Source organism: Gammaproteobacteria bacterium (assembly GCA_029881255.1).
GTDB lineage: Bacteria > Pseudomonadota > Gammaproteobacteria > S012-40 > S012-40 > JAOUMY01.
Window position 1 is genome coordinate 337,239 of sequence record JAOUMY010000002.1, and the last position, 17,159, is coordinate 354,397.

Below are 17,159 nucleotides of genomic sequence, written 5' to 3' on the forward strand. Positions count from 1 at the left end.
CTGATGACCCCTGCTAGCACTCTTATTTCCCTATGCGAAAAAAGCTACTGCATCAAAACCTTATACGGAATCAAAATTTCGTCGACTTCCGGTGTCTGATCCTGCTGTGGTAACCAGCAATTCCAGCCTAGATTGAGCCCACTCTTTTCCGGACTCATCTGCCAATCAGGCCGCGTACCGCCGCGCAAGACATAGCGTATATCAAACTGAAAAGTATGTCCCACATAAAGCGTTATCAGTCGACACAGCAATTTCTGTCGCAACGTACCTGGCCGTATTTTCTCCGCTTCATTACGGTGCATCGGCCCCAATGCGAGTTCAAACCGATTTTCTACACAGAACACCTGATCGCCTATGACAAAGTCCTGACCCAATACATTATTCTGCGAACGCCCAAACATATCAGGCAGCTGTACGCGGTCATCGGTTTCAAGCGCCAACCACTCCCCTTGAAACTGGTGCACTTCCACAGGCAGTCCGAGAAAATCCGTCAGTAATTCGCTGAGGCCTAAAGCACCGCGCTGTTGATTGATAAAATGCCCGGCATAGTGCAGCAGATTACCAATATCCAACTCGTAGCGCTGTCCGAGATATGTTGTTTCAATACCCATTAATGACAGCACTGATCGCGTTATTGGATCAGGGTTACGCCTGTCATTGCCAGAGGCCTCGGCGTTTACCACTAAACGATATTTTGCCCATGCCCGATAAAACAAAGAGATACTGCGATGATTGAAAATATCCAGGAAATCGCGCAGGGCTTCGTTTCTTTGTTTGTATTGTTCTACGATAAGCTCGGAATAGTGATCCGGCAATACACCTGCGGGACCGTTAAGCCCCATAAAATTGACGCCAAGTGTGATGCCACCATCTGAGGACGAACTTAATTCGGCCCCATTTTCAAGTTCTTCCGCGGGAAAAGCCAAAAACCGCTGGGCACGAAAGCGGAGCAACTCCTGCTCTGGGTCAAAGTCGCGACCAATAGCGCGGCGTGGACCATTTGCTGAGCCATCCACCCACTCAGCTTGCAACTGTCGTACGGCCTGGAAGAATTTTCGTCCAGTCTTTTTGCTTGGTGCCGCTACGCGCTTGCTCAGGCGATTTGGCGATTCGACGCTCTCGGTGTCCATTTCTTAATCGGCTCTTCTCGTTGAACAGTTCTCAATACCAGACGCGTGAATGAATTCATCGGCGCATACAAAGCGAAAAAACGTTCCAGCACTGATGCGAACAACAGCATGTTTTGGTCTTTATATCGCTCTTCGTCGAGCACCAATTCAACTTCAATTCCACGACAAATCGCGGCATTACCATGGCTCCTTACTCGCGAGGCAATCTGACGTGTATTGAGTTTTCGTATGCCATTGATGATGGCTTGATTCTTGGGCAGCTCGTTCACGTTATATAGACCCAGCATTTCCTTTAACACAGTCAAGGTCTGCTCTTGGTCAAACAAGGGAATATGATTGATTGAGAGATGTGAAATTAAACGCCAGCGCAGTCCACTCAATTGCCCGGGTCTTATTGTATGCGTTGGGGGAGTAATGCACTCAATAGTTTCCACCAGACCGCCATCGCGCATATGTAGATTGAGTGTTCCGCGTTGTAGGTATTTCAGCATGTCGCGATTGAGGCAGAGTGTCTCCACATTGATAACCCACTTATCAGCGGAGGCGGACAAATAATTATCGTTTACCAGCGAAATATGCATTTCGCTGCCCTTGTCGATTTGATTAGACTTGTGGTTATCACTATTACGTCGGCGCGCATGCCAGTACAAGCCTTCATCGCCCGCCAATGATTGATGACTGGTTCCATAAAATGGCGCGACGACTGTCTCTTCACCATCGGCGCGCGTAATGCTGACCTTATCAATCTGATAAATTTCACGAGAAAGTTTGCGTCGACTATCGGGTATCACATGATATTCATCACTTTGACCAGAGGCCACAATAGGCTCAGCGACTTGTCTAAATAGGTTGACTACGGGCGTACACCCTAGAGAGAACACCGACTTGTTTACATAGTCTGCCACGCCAGGAAAAGTTCGATTCAAATACAAAAAGATTTCTATGCGTGACCCACGTCCTTGCAGGCGATCCTTCAGTCCTGTGACATCGAAAAACATAAACTTTTTGGGAAAGGTAAAAAATTCCGTCAGCAGACGAAAGCCGCTAAATGAGCGCTTGCCGTATTCGAGCAAATTATCCTCTTCTTCAAATCCCACCTCTTTGACGCAAGCAGCATCAAGATATACCGGCGCGGTATCGAGGCTATTGTTTGCCACGCTCACTGCGACGAGATGATTGAATATCAGACTATATAATTTGTTCGAAATCCCTTCGTCACCACCGATGTAAAAACGAATCTTGTCTGGCGCCAGGTCTTCGAACCGAAAATCCTCTTCATCGCATGTCAGTTGCAGTTTTATTACGGCGGCAGCGTCAAGATAGGACGGTATCGGCGGTGCTTTATACGCACCCTCGACTAATTCTGCCTGCGTGATCTGAAACGGCCACAAGGTTACCGGGTATGCGGTACGAAAGGTCAAGGCGTCGCCATCTATCGTGTCGCTTTCGAGCAGACTGCCTTTGGGAATTTGATAAGCATCTCCAAGCCCATCCTGCGGAGTCAATCGCGCAATCGTCATCGACGGTATCGGTTTCAGATAATGCGGATATAGCAGGTCTAGCAGCGTCTCGTTCAGCTCAGGAAAATCATCATCGAGTTTTTTGCGAATGCGACCGTTGAGAAACGCTACCGACTGTATCAAATGTTCAACATGGGTATCGGCAATCGTGTCCTTGTTAATGCCTAATTGCGAAGCAGCCTGCGGATTTTCTTTTTGAAAACGGGCCGCGGAACGATTTAAAAATCGTAATTCCTTTTCATAATAGTCGAGTAAACTGTCATCCATCGACTGCATCCTCCACATCCAGTTCCCGCGATACAGGATCTATACGTGTATCAAAAACTAATGGTTCAACTGCGGGCTCAACGCGAAGTTCGGCCTCAATACGAAAGTGCACAGTTCTGTCCAGGTTATCCATTTTTTTTCTTTCCGTAACGCGTACTGATTTAAAGCGCTTTTCATAATTCTCGATGACGTGACGAATTTCTTTGACCAGACGCTCCTGTTCCAACTGTGTTGAAAAACTCGCCCCGGTAAAATCCGGAACGCCGTAATCGACAATGGTTAGTGACCCGCCCATACGCTCCCGTCCTACCCTGTATGGCCTACGTGTATTGAGCAGATTTTCCAAATCCCGACGCAGCGCGTCGCGGATTTTTGACATATTAACTGAACTTGAACCAGTACCACTCGCGCCTGCCTGGGGATCAAGCAATCGATCGAGTACAGAGGGTTTCAGTTCCTGAGTTTTAGTAACGCGCGCCATTATCATTCAAAACTCAAGGTTTCCAGCTCCATAATGGTCTTGGCTTCTTCGCCGACAAGAAACATCTTTTGTCCTATGCCACAGGCTGGCCCGTTCTCTCCACCCACCCAATCTGTGGTACGACCAAGCTTGGCAACATCGTGCGTTGTCTCAATATCAGAATAATAAGTACCCGGTATATAGACCTCGCCCTGCAAATTATCGTCGGTCGTTTCGACATAGGCCCTGCGCCATTTAATATCAAGCAGGTTTTCAGCCTTACGAAATTCAATTTTCTTTATACTGTTAGTCGGAATCCAGTAGTACTTACCTGTAGTGGTCAGAACTTCAAACACTGTCCCCAGGCGGTCATCAAGATCACGAAAATCTTCGAAACTGCTACCATTGCATGATCCTGACCGCTGCTGTCGCGTCTCTTCGAGCTTATTGAAGACTTCACTTGCTGACGGCAATTCACCTTCACGCAAAAAAATTGAGGCACGCAACATCTGCTGCACATTGTCCTGTGGTTGGTCAACAAACTCAGGTACTCGCCCCTTCTCGTAAAAATCCTTACGCGCCATTTCTGCACGAATCAATTGCCGCAATAATGATACGCCACCCATAGACTCAGGGTGTTGATGAACGATGGTATCCAGTTGCTTGTCTGCGCGCTCATATTCACATGCGAGTATCAGGCACTCAACCAACAAGCTGCGCGCATCCAGATCAAAGGGACTTTCTCTAACCATGCGTGTTGCTTCATGTATCGCTTCGCGCAGTTGTCCGGCGGCTAACATATCTGTAACTTTCATTGATTAATCTCCTTACGTAATTTTTGCCGCTACGAGTTCGGTGACCAATTTTATCGATGACATCAATTGGTCGATTTGTGCATGGGGTTTCAACTGCACAACACACCCATAGATACCTGGTCGACCCGGCACTTCACGAATTTCTATATTGCAATCATTTAACGGATGTCTTGCACGCATTTCGTAGGAAGGCGTATCGCTGGATATGGCAAACTGCATTAGCCATTTTTTAAAATAATGTTGACACTCATCCGCACTGAGGAATGACCCAACTTTCTCGCGACCCATGACTTTGAGGTAATGCGCAAATCGGGATACACAAAGAATATATTGCAGCATTGAGCCTAGACGTGCATTGGCGCGCGACAATTCATCGTCATAGTGTTTATGACCATGTAAAGACTGATTACTGTAAAAAATGGCGTATTCCGAATGAGGGTTATGACTAAGGGGAATCAATCCTAATTCACTGAGTTCCTTTTCCTGTTCGTCGGTAATTAACACATCTGTCGTGTACTTAAGAACAGCACCGTGCGAGTCGGTGGCAAAATCTGCGACGACTAAATCGTTTACAACGCCGCCGTCCAGTTCACCCTGATAAGTACCACGAATATCCGCGAACCAACCGTGTTTTCGAAATGCACGAATCAGAATCGAACCAAATGCATAACAGGCATTTCCCCAGAGATAGTTATCACGTTCGCCGTCTATGGTTTCCGCAAAAGGAAACCCGTCTGCACGAAATACATCATCTGTGTAAGGCCTGCGCATCAGCACTCGAGGGACCGTCATGCCTACAAAACGTGTATCGATATCCTCACGCATGCGTGCCCACTTCATGTATTCCTTGCTTTTGAACAAGGCGTCCAGATTGATATGACGTGACAATTCGCTAAATTGACTTACACCAAAAAACGCTGGATGCGTCGATGTAATAAATGGCGCAAATGCAGCCGATGCCACGGTGGCAATGCTGCGCAAAACGCCAATGTTGTCATATGGCATGTCTTTGGTTGGACGGTGAGGCACATAATAGTCACCCAACAAAACACCATACGGTTCTCCACCGGCAATATCGTATTCTGCATTGTAGACTTTTCGAAAAAGCTGACTCTGATCAAACTCTATCGCCCGACCAAAATCCTTGCTCAACTCCCGCCACGACACGTCGAGCAATTTAATCTTGACACTCTCACTACCATTGAGGTGTCCAGTTAAAAAATACACGCCACACCAACTGGCCTCAAGACGTTGGAAGCACTCGTCGTGCAGAATTACATTTAGCTGGGCATTCAGACGCGAATCAATTTCTGCAATATAGAATTGAATTATATTGATCAGTCTACGCTTGTCACAATTCTCCGGTATTGTAATAAGACGTTTGAGTTGAACTAAAGACTCTTTGAGTGAACCGGCATTAAGAAAAGCATCCAGGGCATCCCGATGAAGCGTTCTCTCACCACTACTGGCAGCGATAACTGACTCAAAAAAGGATGCCCCGTTCACTTGTTATACCTTTATACGTGCAGACCAAGCACCGGATGCTGAAAAGCATCCGGTGTACATCATAGATCAATTAGCCAGGAATACGCGCAACCATGCGTAGGGAGGTGGTCAACTCTTCCATCTGCAACCATGGACGCATCCAGGCAATGGCATTGTATGAACCAGGAGAACCCGGAACTTCTTTTACCTCTACCTTTGCTTCCGCAAGCGGGAACTTGGCTTTCATCTCAGGGCCTGAGTCTGGATTTCCGTTAACGTATCCACTCAACCAGCGATTCAGCCACTCCTGCGCTTCATTTGCCTCCATGAAGGAACCGATCTTGTCGCGACCCATGACCTTCAAGTAATGGGCAATACGTGAAGTCGCCATGATGTACGGTAAACGTGCCGAGATCGCGGCATTTTCCGTTGGACCAGGTGCATCATAGATTTTCGCTTTTTGTGTGGTCTGCGCGCCAAAGAACACGGCATAGTCAGTGTTCTTATAGTGACACAGCGGTAGCAAGCCCAATTTACTCAATTCAGCTTCACGACGATCGGTAATACCAACTTCTGTCGGACACTTCATGTCAACATCGCCGTCATCACTGATGAAATTGTATGTTGGAAGACCTTCAACTTTACCGCCACCTTCCGCGCCTCGGATAGCTGTACACCAGCCGTATTGCGCATACGCATTCGTTAGACGCGTACCCATCACATACGCAGCGTTCATCCAATTGAATTTCTCATGACCTGGCTCGCCGGCAACCCCTGAGAATTCTTCATAATCGAATTCCTCGATCGGCTTAGTGTCCTGACCATATGGAAGACGCGCCAACACACGTGGCATAACCAGACTGACAAAACGTGAATCATCCGAATCACGGAAACTGCGCCACTTGGTATACTCAGTCGATTCGAAAATCTTTTCCAGATCGCGAGGTTTGGACAAATCAGTCCAGCCTTCGAGACCAAACAGCCTTGGATCTGCCGCTGAAATAAAAGGACAGAAAGAAGCGGCTGCGACGTTAGACATCTTACTCAGAAAATCGATGTCTTGTGGATGGTTTGAGAACTCATAATCTCCGATCAACGCGCCATAAGGTTCACCACCGGCAGTACCAAACTCATTTTCATACAATTTCTTGAATGTCTGGCTCTGGTCAAATTCCACAGCGGTATCAAGATCTTTAAATACGGTCTTCTTATCAGCGTTTATGACCTTGATCTTCAATCCTGAGCCTGTTTCAGAATTCATCACCAGATGGTGAAGACCACGCCAGGAACCTTCAAGTTTCTGGAATTTTTCGTTATGCATGATTGCTGCGAGCTGCTTGGAGATCAAATTGTCGATCTTGGCAATAGCTTCGTTGAAAGTGACCGTCAGGTTACGATTCCACGTAACGGTACCTTTCATAACCTCCTGCGCCAGGTTCTTTAACAAATCCTCGGATTGATCGCGCTCTGTCATCTTGGTGGCGCTGATCGCCTGCTCGAGCAAGCTGATCGATTCGCCTTCCGCTGCCGCCGCTGCCTGGACTTCTTCTTCAGTTGTACTCATTACAGAAACTCCTTATTCACTTTTCTCTGCTTCAATACCGAGGTCGTCTGACATCTTTTTGATGTCATCCGCATTTTGTAATACTTTTTCGAGTATCCCTTCCAGGTCTTCTGAACGATCTACTTTACTCATCAGGTCACGAAGCTTGTCGCGCGCTGCCTTCAATTGTCTCAAAGGCTCAACTTGCTCGACGACTGAGCCCGGTTCGAAATCCGCCATGGAATCAAATTTCAGACTGACGGCCATTTCCTTATCACCACCCTCGATGACATTGGCCACTTTCATATTGACGCCAGGCGTCATCTTGGCCATAACGGAATTAAAATTGTCACGATCAATCTGGATAAACTTACGATCCTTCAACGGCTTTAATGGCTGAGTCGGGTCACCAGAAAAATCACCCATAACGCCTACCACGAAAGGAAGTTCTTTTTTTACAACGCCGCCTTCTGTTTCCACGTCATAGCTGATATGTACACGAGGTTTACGAACCCGGCTCAACTTATCATGTATTCCTGCCATTCCAATGTCCTCTTTGGTTTAAAACGTATTAGAAAAATTCACTTGATGAGCTCGAAGCAGTACTTTTCGCGCCTTCTTCCGATGAAGGCCGAACACCTGCCAAACGAAAATACTCCTGTCGCGCCTTTCCATCTGGAATCAATTGTTCCAACAAATCAGGCAATGTCATACGCGACCAGCGTATGGCTTGTTCCAGGGAGTATGAAACCGGTGAGTGAGGTTCGGTACGCTTAAAAAATTCTGCAATCTTTTGTAGCATCTTAAGTGCTTCGTCACGGGTAGCAACTTCCCCGTTTAACGAGCCGCCAGATTTCGACTTCACAGCGACATCCCCACCACCCGACTCACTCGAACTTTCAGATTCCCCAGCTGCCTCGTCGATAAACATGTCACGCGTCAGATAAGAAACAATCGACTTTACTTCGATTATCGCGTTCTTGATATTCGAAGATGGAGGCGCATCTGCGCCAGCCGCTTTGTCAAAGGCCTCATTCATTAGCTGAAACGCTGCAAGACAGCTGTCGATATCGGCAATAAGCGTTTCATAAAATGACAACGGCGTTTCCATCGCCGCACGTTCGATTTGCGCCATCGTTGGCACGCCAGCTTCAATTCGAGACTTGCGCTTATCGGGGTCTGTGATGCGTTCTAATTCCTGCGCCTGTACATATTGCCATTGCGCGTAATCCGTTCCTGAAAAACCCTGGGTCAAGGCGATGTTGCGGATCGGGGCCAACAAGGTACCCTCTCCATCGACACCATTAAGTCCCATAATTGGTGCGATACGTGTTTCCATACCGTCTTCATCAGGCATGGGAAAAATATTGTCCCAATATCTTTCTACCAGTTCGCGGGTCAGGTTAAATCCCTCACGCATGCCCGCAAATCCATCAGTACGCACCAACGCTTCGATGTACCAGGCGACAATTTCAAGATCTTTTGCGTGATCTTTCAATACGGTAGGGGCAAGTTCTATGATGTTATGCCATTCCTCATCAACTTTACCCATGGCATCTCGATCATCGATACCGATGGCGGCCCGCTCATTAGCCCGCGCGGCATTGCGCGCATCTTTTACTTTGTAATAAATGGAATTCGGTGATGGATCAAGACGCAGGTCAACGCCTGTCGGCGCTTCATCGCTGATGGGTGCAGTAAGTGTATCAAGCTCTATTCTGTCTGCTACTGTCATGTTTCAATCCATCGATCATTATTTTGTATATTGCCGGAACAAATCCCCGGTGAATCAGTCGTTGTGCTGCCTATTATGCTCATTGAGCCCGAGCTTGCATGTGAACTATTTCACAAGGACTGAGTGTGCATTCCGCTATAGTGACACTCATCTTTTGACTACATAAGGAAGTTCGAGAAAAGACAGGAAACATGCGTCCCTGTTTGATTGAGCTAATAGAACCCTTACACTTCCTTTTTGAGGATAATAATGCATAATGAGAAAATTGCAAACAAACACAAAATATTAACTTACTACTCTTTTGTAAGAAAATACTTCAAGCATTTGGCCTGATTTGGAATTTATTGTATATGGGCGGCGCAATAAGGACATGAAACTCACTTTAACGGTTAAAAACCCAGAATTATTGTCAAAAAATCAGTCCACTCAATTTTCTTTCTCAGAAAAAGGTGGATCAATCGGACGTAACCCGTTAAATGATTGGATTATTTGCGATGTAAATCGCTTCATTTCTGGCAAGCACGCATTAATTCGCTGCCAAAATGGTGAATTCACCATCACCGACACTAGCACTAACGGCGTATTCATCAATCAAGGCACTCAGGCGTTGGGAAATGGAAACTCCACCATCATCAACAACAACGACCAGATACAACTGGGCGAATTGAATATCGTAGCCCAGGTTGAACACGGCGAAAGACCACAGACGGCCGAAACACCTTTACTTCAACAGACTGACGATCATGACATATTGGCCAATTTATTCGGTGATTTGGGCGCGCCCGATTCACAACAAGTGCTGGAGCCAATCACTTCTGATGCCAATATCGAGGAATTAATTGGTGCGTCGAGCCTGGATGACCTCCATCTGGATGAGGGTGGCGTTATTGATCCACTTGCCATCTTGGACGGCCCAGCGGACGATGACGCTTTTGGCATTCTGAATTCGAAACCTCATGAGAGACAAAGCCATAGCAGTTTTATTGACAATGCAACGCCCCTGGACATGCCGTTTACGCCGCCGAAAACGCTGGATGCGCCAGGTAGTGCCAACAAAGCAGAGGAAGCCGACGAACTGGCCTTATTACTTAAAGAGCTGGAAGCCCCCGCAAGTCCGATGATTCAAGGCCCTGCAGCGCTCGACGAAGAAGACGACATTCTTTCCTTGCTCGGCATAGCGCCGGCAAAACCAGTACAAGCGGCGAAAGTACAGGCTACTCCTCCGGTTCAAAGCCAGGCCCCAAAACCTGTAGTACCCCAAAAGACTGCCGACGCGAGCACAATACAGAGCGCAGATGCCATTCTGAAAGCGGCTGGACTCGAACCGAGCGTCTATACTACCAGCCAAAAACAAGAGATACTTCCGCTGCTCGGAACTATGTTGCGTAGTTGCATGGATGGATTAGTCACGGCTTTAATGGCCCGCAATCAGGTAAAATCCGGACTGCGTATGGAAGTTACCACCATCGCGCCAGTCGAAAACAATCCACTGAAATTTTCGGTCAGTGGTGATGAGGCCTTGCGTAACCTGCTTAGCTCTCGACAGGGCTACCTAGGTCCTAGCGATGCGATTAGAGAAGGTTTTCAGGATTTGCAAATACATCAACTGGCGATGATGGCCGCTACGCAGAAGACTTTGCAGTCATTGGTGCAGCGTTTCAATCCAAACATACTGGAACGGCAGTTTGACCAACACAAGTCTAACGGCATCAAGCTTGGTTCGAAAAAATCTCAGTACTGGGATCAGTACGAGCAGTTCTACCAACAAATGGAAAATGCCATTGGTGATGATTTCATGCATCTTCTGGGAGAAGTCTTTGCTAACGCCTACGAAGAACAAACGCACCGGGCAAAGATGAAGCGTTAGGGTGTAGAATTCACATTTCGCTTCAAACTAAACAAATTCAGAACAACAAATAATAATTGAAATAATACAAGGAGAGGATATAGCGTCCATGGAATTCAAGAGACTTTCGTTTCGCTTTTTTGTTTTCCTGTTACTCATCTCGACCAGCGCTTGCTCTAGCAAGTTACTGGTGCCCTTTGCCACCTGGGCACAAATCGATTTTAAAATTGCTACTGACGTCAATCCCGACAGCGGTGACCGTCCATCGCCGATAGTGGTGAGGTTATACGAGCTGTCAGAAATAGGCGAGTTTCAGGGAAAGGAGTTTTTCGACATCTACGACAATGATGGCGAAGCCCTGAAGGCCACGCTATTGGCGAAAGAGGAATTCAACTTCAGACCGGGCGAGAGTTCTTTTATCGAACGCAAACTGAAGGAAGATACTCAGTACATCGGGATACTTGCCGCCTTCCGTAGCATTGACGACGCCCGTTGGCGAGGTTTTGTCAAACTAAACAAGAATCGCACTAACCGAATGTCGGTCACCCTGAAAGGGGTCAACGCCGATGTTCGACTCACACGTTAAATCTGGAATCGAGTCATGTCATATAAAAACAAGGTTGTCTGGTCCCAAGGATTATTTGTACAACCACAACATTTTCAGCAGCACTCCCGGTATTTCGAAGATCTGATCAATGCCCGCAGCAAAGACAGCGCCCCTTACGACTGGGGTATCAGCGAATTAAAGATTGATGAGGAACTGCTTTCTCAAGGCAAGATTGCCATTAGTCATTGTAGTGGTCGATTTCCCGATGGCACGCCGTTCGTAATCAACGAGGACAGCATACGCCCGAAACTTATTGACGTTCCCGAATGTCAGGACGTTGAAGTTTTTCTCGCCTTGCCTGTACGTCGTTACGGCAGTGTCGAAATCGATTTTGAAAATCGTGATGAAGGTTTAGCAAGAGAAATCACGCAAAACGTCAACATTAGCGATACAACCAGCGGCGCCTCGGCGGTAACTGAAATGCAAACCGCCCAATTAAACATGCGTCTGATGTTGGAACATGAAAAGCGTACGGATTTCACCGTTGTCGGAATTGCGCGCATCACCGAGCGACGTCCTGATGGCCAGATTCTGCTCGATGGCAAATATCTACCGTCGTGTCTTAACATAAATGCCGTTCCGCGTTTACGACGCTACCTGGATGATATATGCTCCCTGGTCAATCATCGTGGCGATGCGCTGGCGAATCGCGTTTCTGATGGCAGAACGAGTACGTCCGAAATCGCTGACTTTCTCTTCCTTCAGGCAGTAAACCGCTACCAGGCACTATTGCAACATTTACAGACGCTACCTGTTTTACATCCGGAACACTTGTACAGCGTGTTTCGCCAAATGAGCGCAGAATTTTCTACATTTACGCGTAATCAACGCCGACCTATGCCGCTTGATGGCTATGAGCATTCCCAAATGGATCAGTGTTTTGAACATCTCATGGGTGACTTGCGTCATTCGCTGAGCGTAATAATCGAGCAAAACGTGGTCCAGCTGGCAGTGCAGAGCCACAGTCGCGGTGTTTTTTCCGCGCCGATTCAGGACCACAGTCTGTTGAAAAACGCGACATTTATTCTGGCCGCCAAAGCATCGGTCGGTGATGACGCAATACGCAAACAATTCCCTGCGCAAATTAAAATAGGACCAGTGGAACGTATTCGTGAACTGGTAAATCTTTCTATTTCCGGTATCGCGATCAAACCCATGCCGGCGGCGCCAAAACAGGTTCCCTATCATACCGGGTACACCTATTTTGAAATGGATCAGTCGAGCCAGCTTTGGCCGCTACTTAGCAGCTCGGGCGGTTTCGCATTCCACGTCAGCGGGGATTTCCCCAATCTTGAACTTGAACTTTGGGCTATCAAGGGAAAATAAGCTATGGACAAGGATGATATCTTCGCCACACTTGATGATAAGACTATTATCACGCCTATGCCGTCCAAGGCGTCAAATTTCGCCAAACCCAGACCCGGTACGCGACCGACGGAAACGCCCATGGCCGCGGACCCCTATCTCGCTGGAAACGCGATCGATACGATTAACGCCATACGCGAAGCTGGCATAAACAGCGTGGTTGCCTGTGCTGCGCCCTTGTTGTCCAGCCTGCATCGGCTGCGCACTACCTTACGCATGGACGATATCAATGCCTTTCGTCGCCGCATCGTCAGCGAAATACAACAGTTTGAACGTAGCGCCGAACAAAAGCTGGTATCAAAACAGAACGTTCTGGTGGCGCGCTACATTTTGTGTGCGGCGTTGGATGAAGCGGTTCTCAATACGCCGTGGGGAAGTAGTGGAACATGGGCGCAACAAACCTTGCTCAACTTTTTCCACAAAGAGGCCTCAGGCGGCGAAAAGTTTTTCATTATCATTGATCGACTATTGCCTGACGCAGCGGCCAATATTGAACTCATAGAATTGGCTGCCGTTTGTCTCGGACTTGGTTATAAAGGCAAATTCCGTATCGATCCAATGGGAGACAGCAAGATAGAAAACTTGCGTAATAATTTGCTCGCGCGCATACAGACCGTGCGCGGCCCATTAGAACAATCGCTCTCACCAAACTGGGCTGGTGAAAACGCCCCTGATCGCAATATGCAACGCCGTGTTCCCATGTGGTTGGTCGGCGCAATCACCGCCGCACTACTGATTACGGTTTACTCGGGTTTTAAATTCAGCCTCAATAGTCTTGCCACGCCAGTCTTGAGTGACCTGGAGCGTATTGGCAAACCGTCTATCGAACAGGAGCGCGGAAAATGAAAGCAGTCATTCAAATTCTGACTAATCGAACCGTTATCTCGGTACTGGCGCTTATCGCCTTTTCCGTCATCATCTGGTTAGGCGGCCCGATGTTGGCTGTCGGCGAAACCAAGATTCTTGACAGCGAGCTGGCACGATTCGCCACTATAGCTGTGTTGATTCTGATATGGGGTATCAACAATCTACGCAAACAGAAAGAAGATGAGAAAAAAACCGAAGGCCTGTTAGCTGGCGGCCTGCTGGACAAACTCACCGGTGGTGGAAAAAAAGGTCTAAGTGACGCGGCGGCGGCCGAACAGGAACAGATCAACAAACGCTTTCGTGAAGCACTGGCGATTCTGCGCAAGGCTAAGCTCAACAAGAAGGCGGGTGGTCTGCGATTGCACGAACTACCCTGGTATATCGTCATAGGTCCTCCTGGCTCAGGAAAGACCACGGCAATTATCAATTCTGGTTTAAAGTTTCCCCTCGCCGACCATCTCGGCACGCAAGCTGTGCGCGGAGTCGGTGGAACGCGGGACTGTGATTGGTGGTTTACGGATGAAGCAGTCCTGATTGACACCGCTGGACGCTATACCACGCAGGATAGCAATCGCGAAGCCGATAGCGCCGGTTGGGACAGTTTTCTGCAACAACTACGCACCTATCGCAAAGCCAAGCCTATAAATGGCGCGATAGTCACTATCAGTTACGCCGATCTGGTCAACAACAATGACCGCGAACGCATAGAACATGCGCAACGTATACGCGAACGTATCAAAGAACTTCGCGAAAAACTGGGGATAGATTTTCCGGTGTATTTCTTTATCACCAAGTGTGATCTCATCTCTGGCTTTAACGAATTTTTTAATCCCTACTCGAAGAAGGAACGCGAACAGGTTTGGGGCGTGACCTTCCCGTTCGAAGGAGACAAGGCAGAACGCAAGGCCTATACCGCGTTTGCGTCAGAATTTGACCAGCTATTGCATCGTATTAACAGTCATGTTCTTAGTCGCATGCAGAACGAAAAAGACATCACCACGCGTTCACGGGTTCTTGCATTTCCTCAGGAGATGTTGGCGCTCAAACCCATTGCCACAGATTTTATTCGCAATGTATTCCAACCCACTCGTCTGGATACTTCAGCCATGCTGCGTGGCATTTATTTCACCAGCGGCACGCAGGAAGGTACGCCAATTGACCGCGTAATGGGTTCACTGGCTTCCACGTTTGGTCTGGATCAGCAATCCGTACCGAGTTTTAGCGGTCAAGGTCGTAGCTATTTTCTACATGACGTCCTCGCCCGCGTCGTCTTTCAGGAAGCGGGACTTGGCGACACCAAGCGATCCTATCAGGTCCAGATGGACTTGCTCGCCAAGGGAGCGTATGCCGCGTCCGCTTTCGTTCTCGTAGGCGCAACGCTGGGCTGGGCATCCAGTTTTTCCGACAGCGAACAACGTGTAGTGGAGGTCAAACAATTCGTTGATCGATACATCGAACAGTATCGCGAAATTAATACGAGTGTATCTCAGCCTGTCGATATCTTACCCGCAGTGAATTCTCTGAGTAATGCGCTCGCATTGCTTGAAGAAGATAGGGAAAAATGGTTTGTACACGGCGGCCTTGATCCCAGTGGCAAGCTGGGCGATGCCCTGGAGCAAGCCTATCACCGCGTGCTCAAAACGTTATATCAGCCGGGTTTGGGGCGTTTTCTCGAACAACAACTGGTGAGCAATACCATTGATTCAGAAGTGCTGTTTGATGTCCTCAAAACTTACTTGATGCTTTCAGATCTGGAAAGACTCGATAGTAAGACAGTCAATGAATGGCTGACCAGTATCTGGCCTTCCTATATGCCTGGCGAACCGGAAAGCCAGCAACGCCTGGCTCTGCATACCAGTAATCTGCTCAAGCACGATTATGAGCCGATGCTGTTAAAGCCCAGTTATGTTGAACGCGCGCGTGAACGTCTAAATCAAGTCCCCCTGTCGGAACGCGTTTATGCACGCCTGAAACAAACCGTCGATGCAGGAAAGTATGATCTCAAAACCGCCGACTGGTGGCGAGTTGGCAATATCAATGTATTTCGTTTTCGTGACCAGGCAGAACCAATCGGCGTGATCCCAGGTTTCTATACACATCAGGGATTCCACAAGATATTTCTGTCTGAAAATGCGGTAGTCTCTCAAAACACCGCCGAGGAAAGTTGGGTACTGGGTGCGCGCGATGATGCCGCGTTGAGTGAATCACAACAGAAAGAATTACGCGACAGCGTGCAAAAACTGTATTTGCGCGATTACGAAGCCACATGGCGTGATCTGATTAACAGTATCGAAGTGGTACGCTTCGAGAGCCTCGATCATGGCGTCGATGTTTTGAATGCGCTGGCATCTCCGGCATCGCCGCTGAAGAGTCTACTTACCGTCGTCGAGACCAACGTAACGCTCACTCGCTTGCCAACAGTGGAGACTAAAGTGGCAGCAGTCGGAAAACTTGTGGACGCAGCACAAAGCGCAGTACAAGCCGCAGCGAAACGCAATCCTAATGCACCGTGGCGCACGGTTGAAGTGAACTTCAAACCGGTAGCCAGCCTGGCAGATGGTGGTGCAGCAGGTGTTCCGCCAATTGATGATACGCTGGTAAAAATTTCCAAAGTGGTGGAAACGCTGCAGAAGGTAAACGCCGCACCAAATCTCAACGAGGCTGGGCACAAGATGGCTGCGCAACGAGTCAGTAGTCGCGGCAACGATGCTATCGGCCGCCTGCGCAAACACGCGCAATCCATGCCATCCCCTGTTCGCAATTGGGTTACCTCACTCTCGTCTGAGAGCTGGCGCATGTTGCTCAATCTGTCCAAGGAACAGATTCGTGAAAACTGGAACAACGATGTATGGCCAGAATATGAGCGCACGGTTTCCCGTCGCTATCCGTTTAGTCAAACATCGGAAACCGATGTTTCACTCGATGACTTCGCGCGTTTCTTCGGCCCCAACGGCACGCTCGATTTCTTCTTCAAGAACAATCTCGAGCCATTTATTGCTACACGTGGAAGAAGTTGGCGCGAAGAACCCATTGAGGATCTGGGCCTGGACGTAAACCGAACACTTATCATCAACCTGCAACGTGCCGCGCAAATACGCGATGCCTTTTTCCGCAAAAGTCCCGATACGCCATCTTTGGAGCTTATCATGACGCCAACCAAACTGGATAATAAGGTGAGCAAAGTCTCACTGGAAGTGGAAGGGACACGAATGAATTACAGCCATGGCCCGACTCGGGCGCAGACGGTGAACTGGCCAGGAAATGCCGCTAGTGGTCGTGCCCGCGTCAATTTTGAAACTACGACTGGACGAGAATATCATCTCGACAAAGAGGGGAGCTGGTCGCTGTTTCGCTTAATGGATGAGGCTGATGTCAAATCAGCTGGACAATATGATAAAGTCAAAGCGACGTTTCGTGCCAAGAATCACTCAGCCGAATACGAAGTACGAACTAAAGGCGTTTCCAATCCATTGGCAACTGACATTTTGCACTCATTCAGCCTGCCTCGCGAAATATAGT

Annotated in this window: 13 protein-coding genes; 5 read left to right on the forward strand and 8 right to left on the reverse strand. The window is 48.2% G+C overall.

The genetic code is table 11. From position 1 onward, the window contains the following. Positions 1–44: 44 nt before the first annotated feature. The 8 genes from tssG to tssA form a co-directional block, all read right to left on the reverse strand. Complete coding sequence (gene tssG / locus OEZ43_06640; protein MDH5545251.1) at positions 45–1,130, reverse strand: type VI secretion system baseplate subunit TssG; 1,086 nt, start codon at positions 1,128–1,130, stop codon at positions 45–47. Next, positions 1,094–2,917, reverse strand: a complete 1,824-nt coding sequence (gene tssF, locus OEZ43_06645; protein ID MDH5545252.1) for a type VI secretion system baseplate subunit TssF — start codon at positions 2,915–2,917, stop codon at positions 1,094–1,096. The genes tssG and tssF overlap by 37 nt, the downstream gene beginning before the upstream one ends. Beyond that, positions 2,910–3,398, reverse strand: a complete 489-nt coding sequence (tssE, locus tag OEZ43_06650) for a type VI secretion system baseplate subunit TssE (protein MDH5545253.1) — start codon at positions 3,396–3,398, stop codon at positions 2,910–2,912. The genes tssF and tssE overlap by 8 nt, the downstream gene beginning before the upstream one ends. A 2-nt stretch (positions 3,399–3,400) precedes the next feature. Beyond that, positions 3,401–4,192: a tetratricopeptide repeat protein gene (locus tag OEZ43_06655; protein ID MDH5545254.1), complete on the reverse strand. Its 792-nt coding sequence runs from the start codon at positions 4,190–4,192 to the stop codon at positions 3,401–3,403. Positions 4,193–4,204: 12 nt separating this feature from the next. After that, positions 4,205–5,698, reverse strand: a complete 1,494-nt coding sequence (gene tssC, locus OEZ43_06660) for a type VI secretion system contractile sheath large subunit (protein MDH5545255.1) — start codon at positions 5,696–5,698, stop codon at positions 4,205–4,207. A 70-nt stretch (positions 5,699–5,768) separates the two neighbouring features. Then, complete coding sequence (gene tssC, locus OEZ43_06665) at positions 5,769–7,241, reverse strand: type VI secretion system contractile sheath large subunit (GenBank protein MDH5545256.1); 1,473 nt, start codon at positions 7,239–7,241, stop codon at positions 5,769–5,771. A 12-nt stretch (positions 7,242–7,253) separates the two neighbouring features. Next, positions 7,254–7,763: a type VI secretion system contractile sheath small subunit gene (gene tssB, locus OEZ43_06670; protein ID MDH5545257.1), complete on the reverse strand. Its 510-nt coding sequence runs from the start codon at positions 7,761–7,763 to the stop codon at positions 7,254–7,256. A gap of 28 nt (positions 7,764–7,791) precedes the next feature. Beyond that, entirely contained in the window at positions 7,792–8,955 is a 1,164-nt protein-coding gene (gene tssA / locus OEZ43_06675; protein ID MDH5545258.1) for a type VI secretion system protein TssA, read from the reverse strand. Between the two features lie 370 nt (positions 8,956–9,325). Between tssA and tagH the strand changes: the two genes are divergently transcribed. The 5 genes from tagH (at position 9,326) to tssM (ending at position 17,158) form a co-directional block, all read left to right on the forward strand. Continuing rightward, complete coding sequence (gene tagH, locus OEZ43_06680) at positions 9,326–10,822, forward strand: type VI secretion system-associated FHA domain protein TagH (GenBank protein ID MDH5545259.1); 1,497 nt, start codon at positions 9,326–9,328, stop codon at positions 10,820–10,822. An 88-nt stretch (positions 10,823–10,910) separates the two neighbouring features. Next, positions 10,911–11,387, forward strand: coding sequence for a type VI secretion system lipoprotein TssJ (gene tssJ, locus OEZ43_06685; GenBank protein ID MDH5545260.1), 477 nt, complete (start codon positions 10,911–10,913; stop codon positions 11,385–11,387). Between the two features lie 15 nt (positions 11,388–11,402). Next, the gene (gene tssK, locus OEZ43_06690; protein ID MDH5545261.1) at positions 11,403–12,734 is read left to right on the forward strand and encodes a type VI secretion system baseplate subunit TssK; all 1,332 of its coding nucleotides are present in this window, start codon (positions 11,403–11,405) and stop codon (positions 12,732–12,734) included. 3 nt (positions 12,735–12,737) lie between these two features. Beyond that, a complete protein-coding gene (gene icmH, locus OEZ43_06695; protein ID MDH5545262.1) occupies positions 12,738–13,619 on the forward strand; it encodes a type IVB secretion system protein IcmH/DotU in 882 nt (293 codons plus the stop codon). Beyond that, positions 13,616–17,158: a type VI secretion system membrane subunit TssM gene (tssM, locus tag OEZ43_06700; GenBank protein MDH5545263.1), complete on the forward strand. Its 3,543-nt coding sequence runs from the start codon at positions 13,616–13,618 to the stop codon at positions 17,156–17,158. Before icmH ends, tssM begins: the two co-directional genes overlap by 4 nt. The last annotated feature ends 1 nt before the right edge of the window (position 17,159 follow it).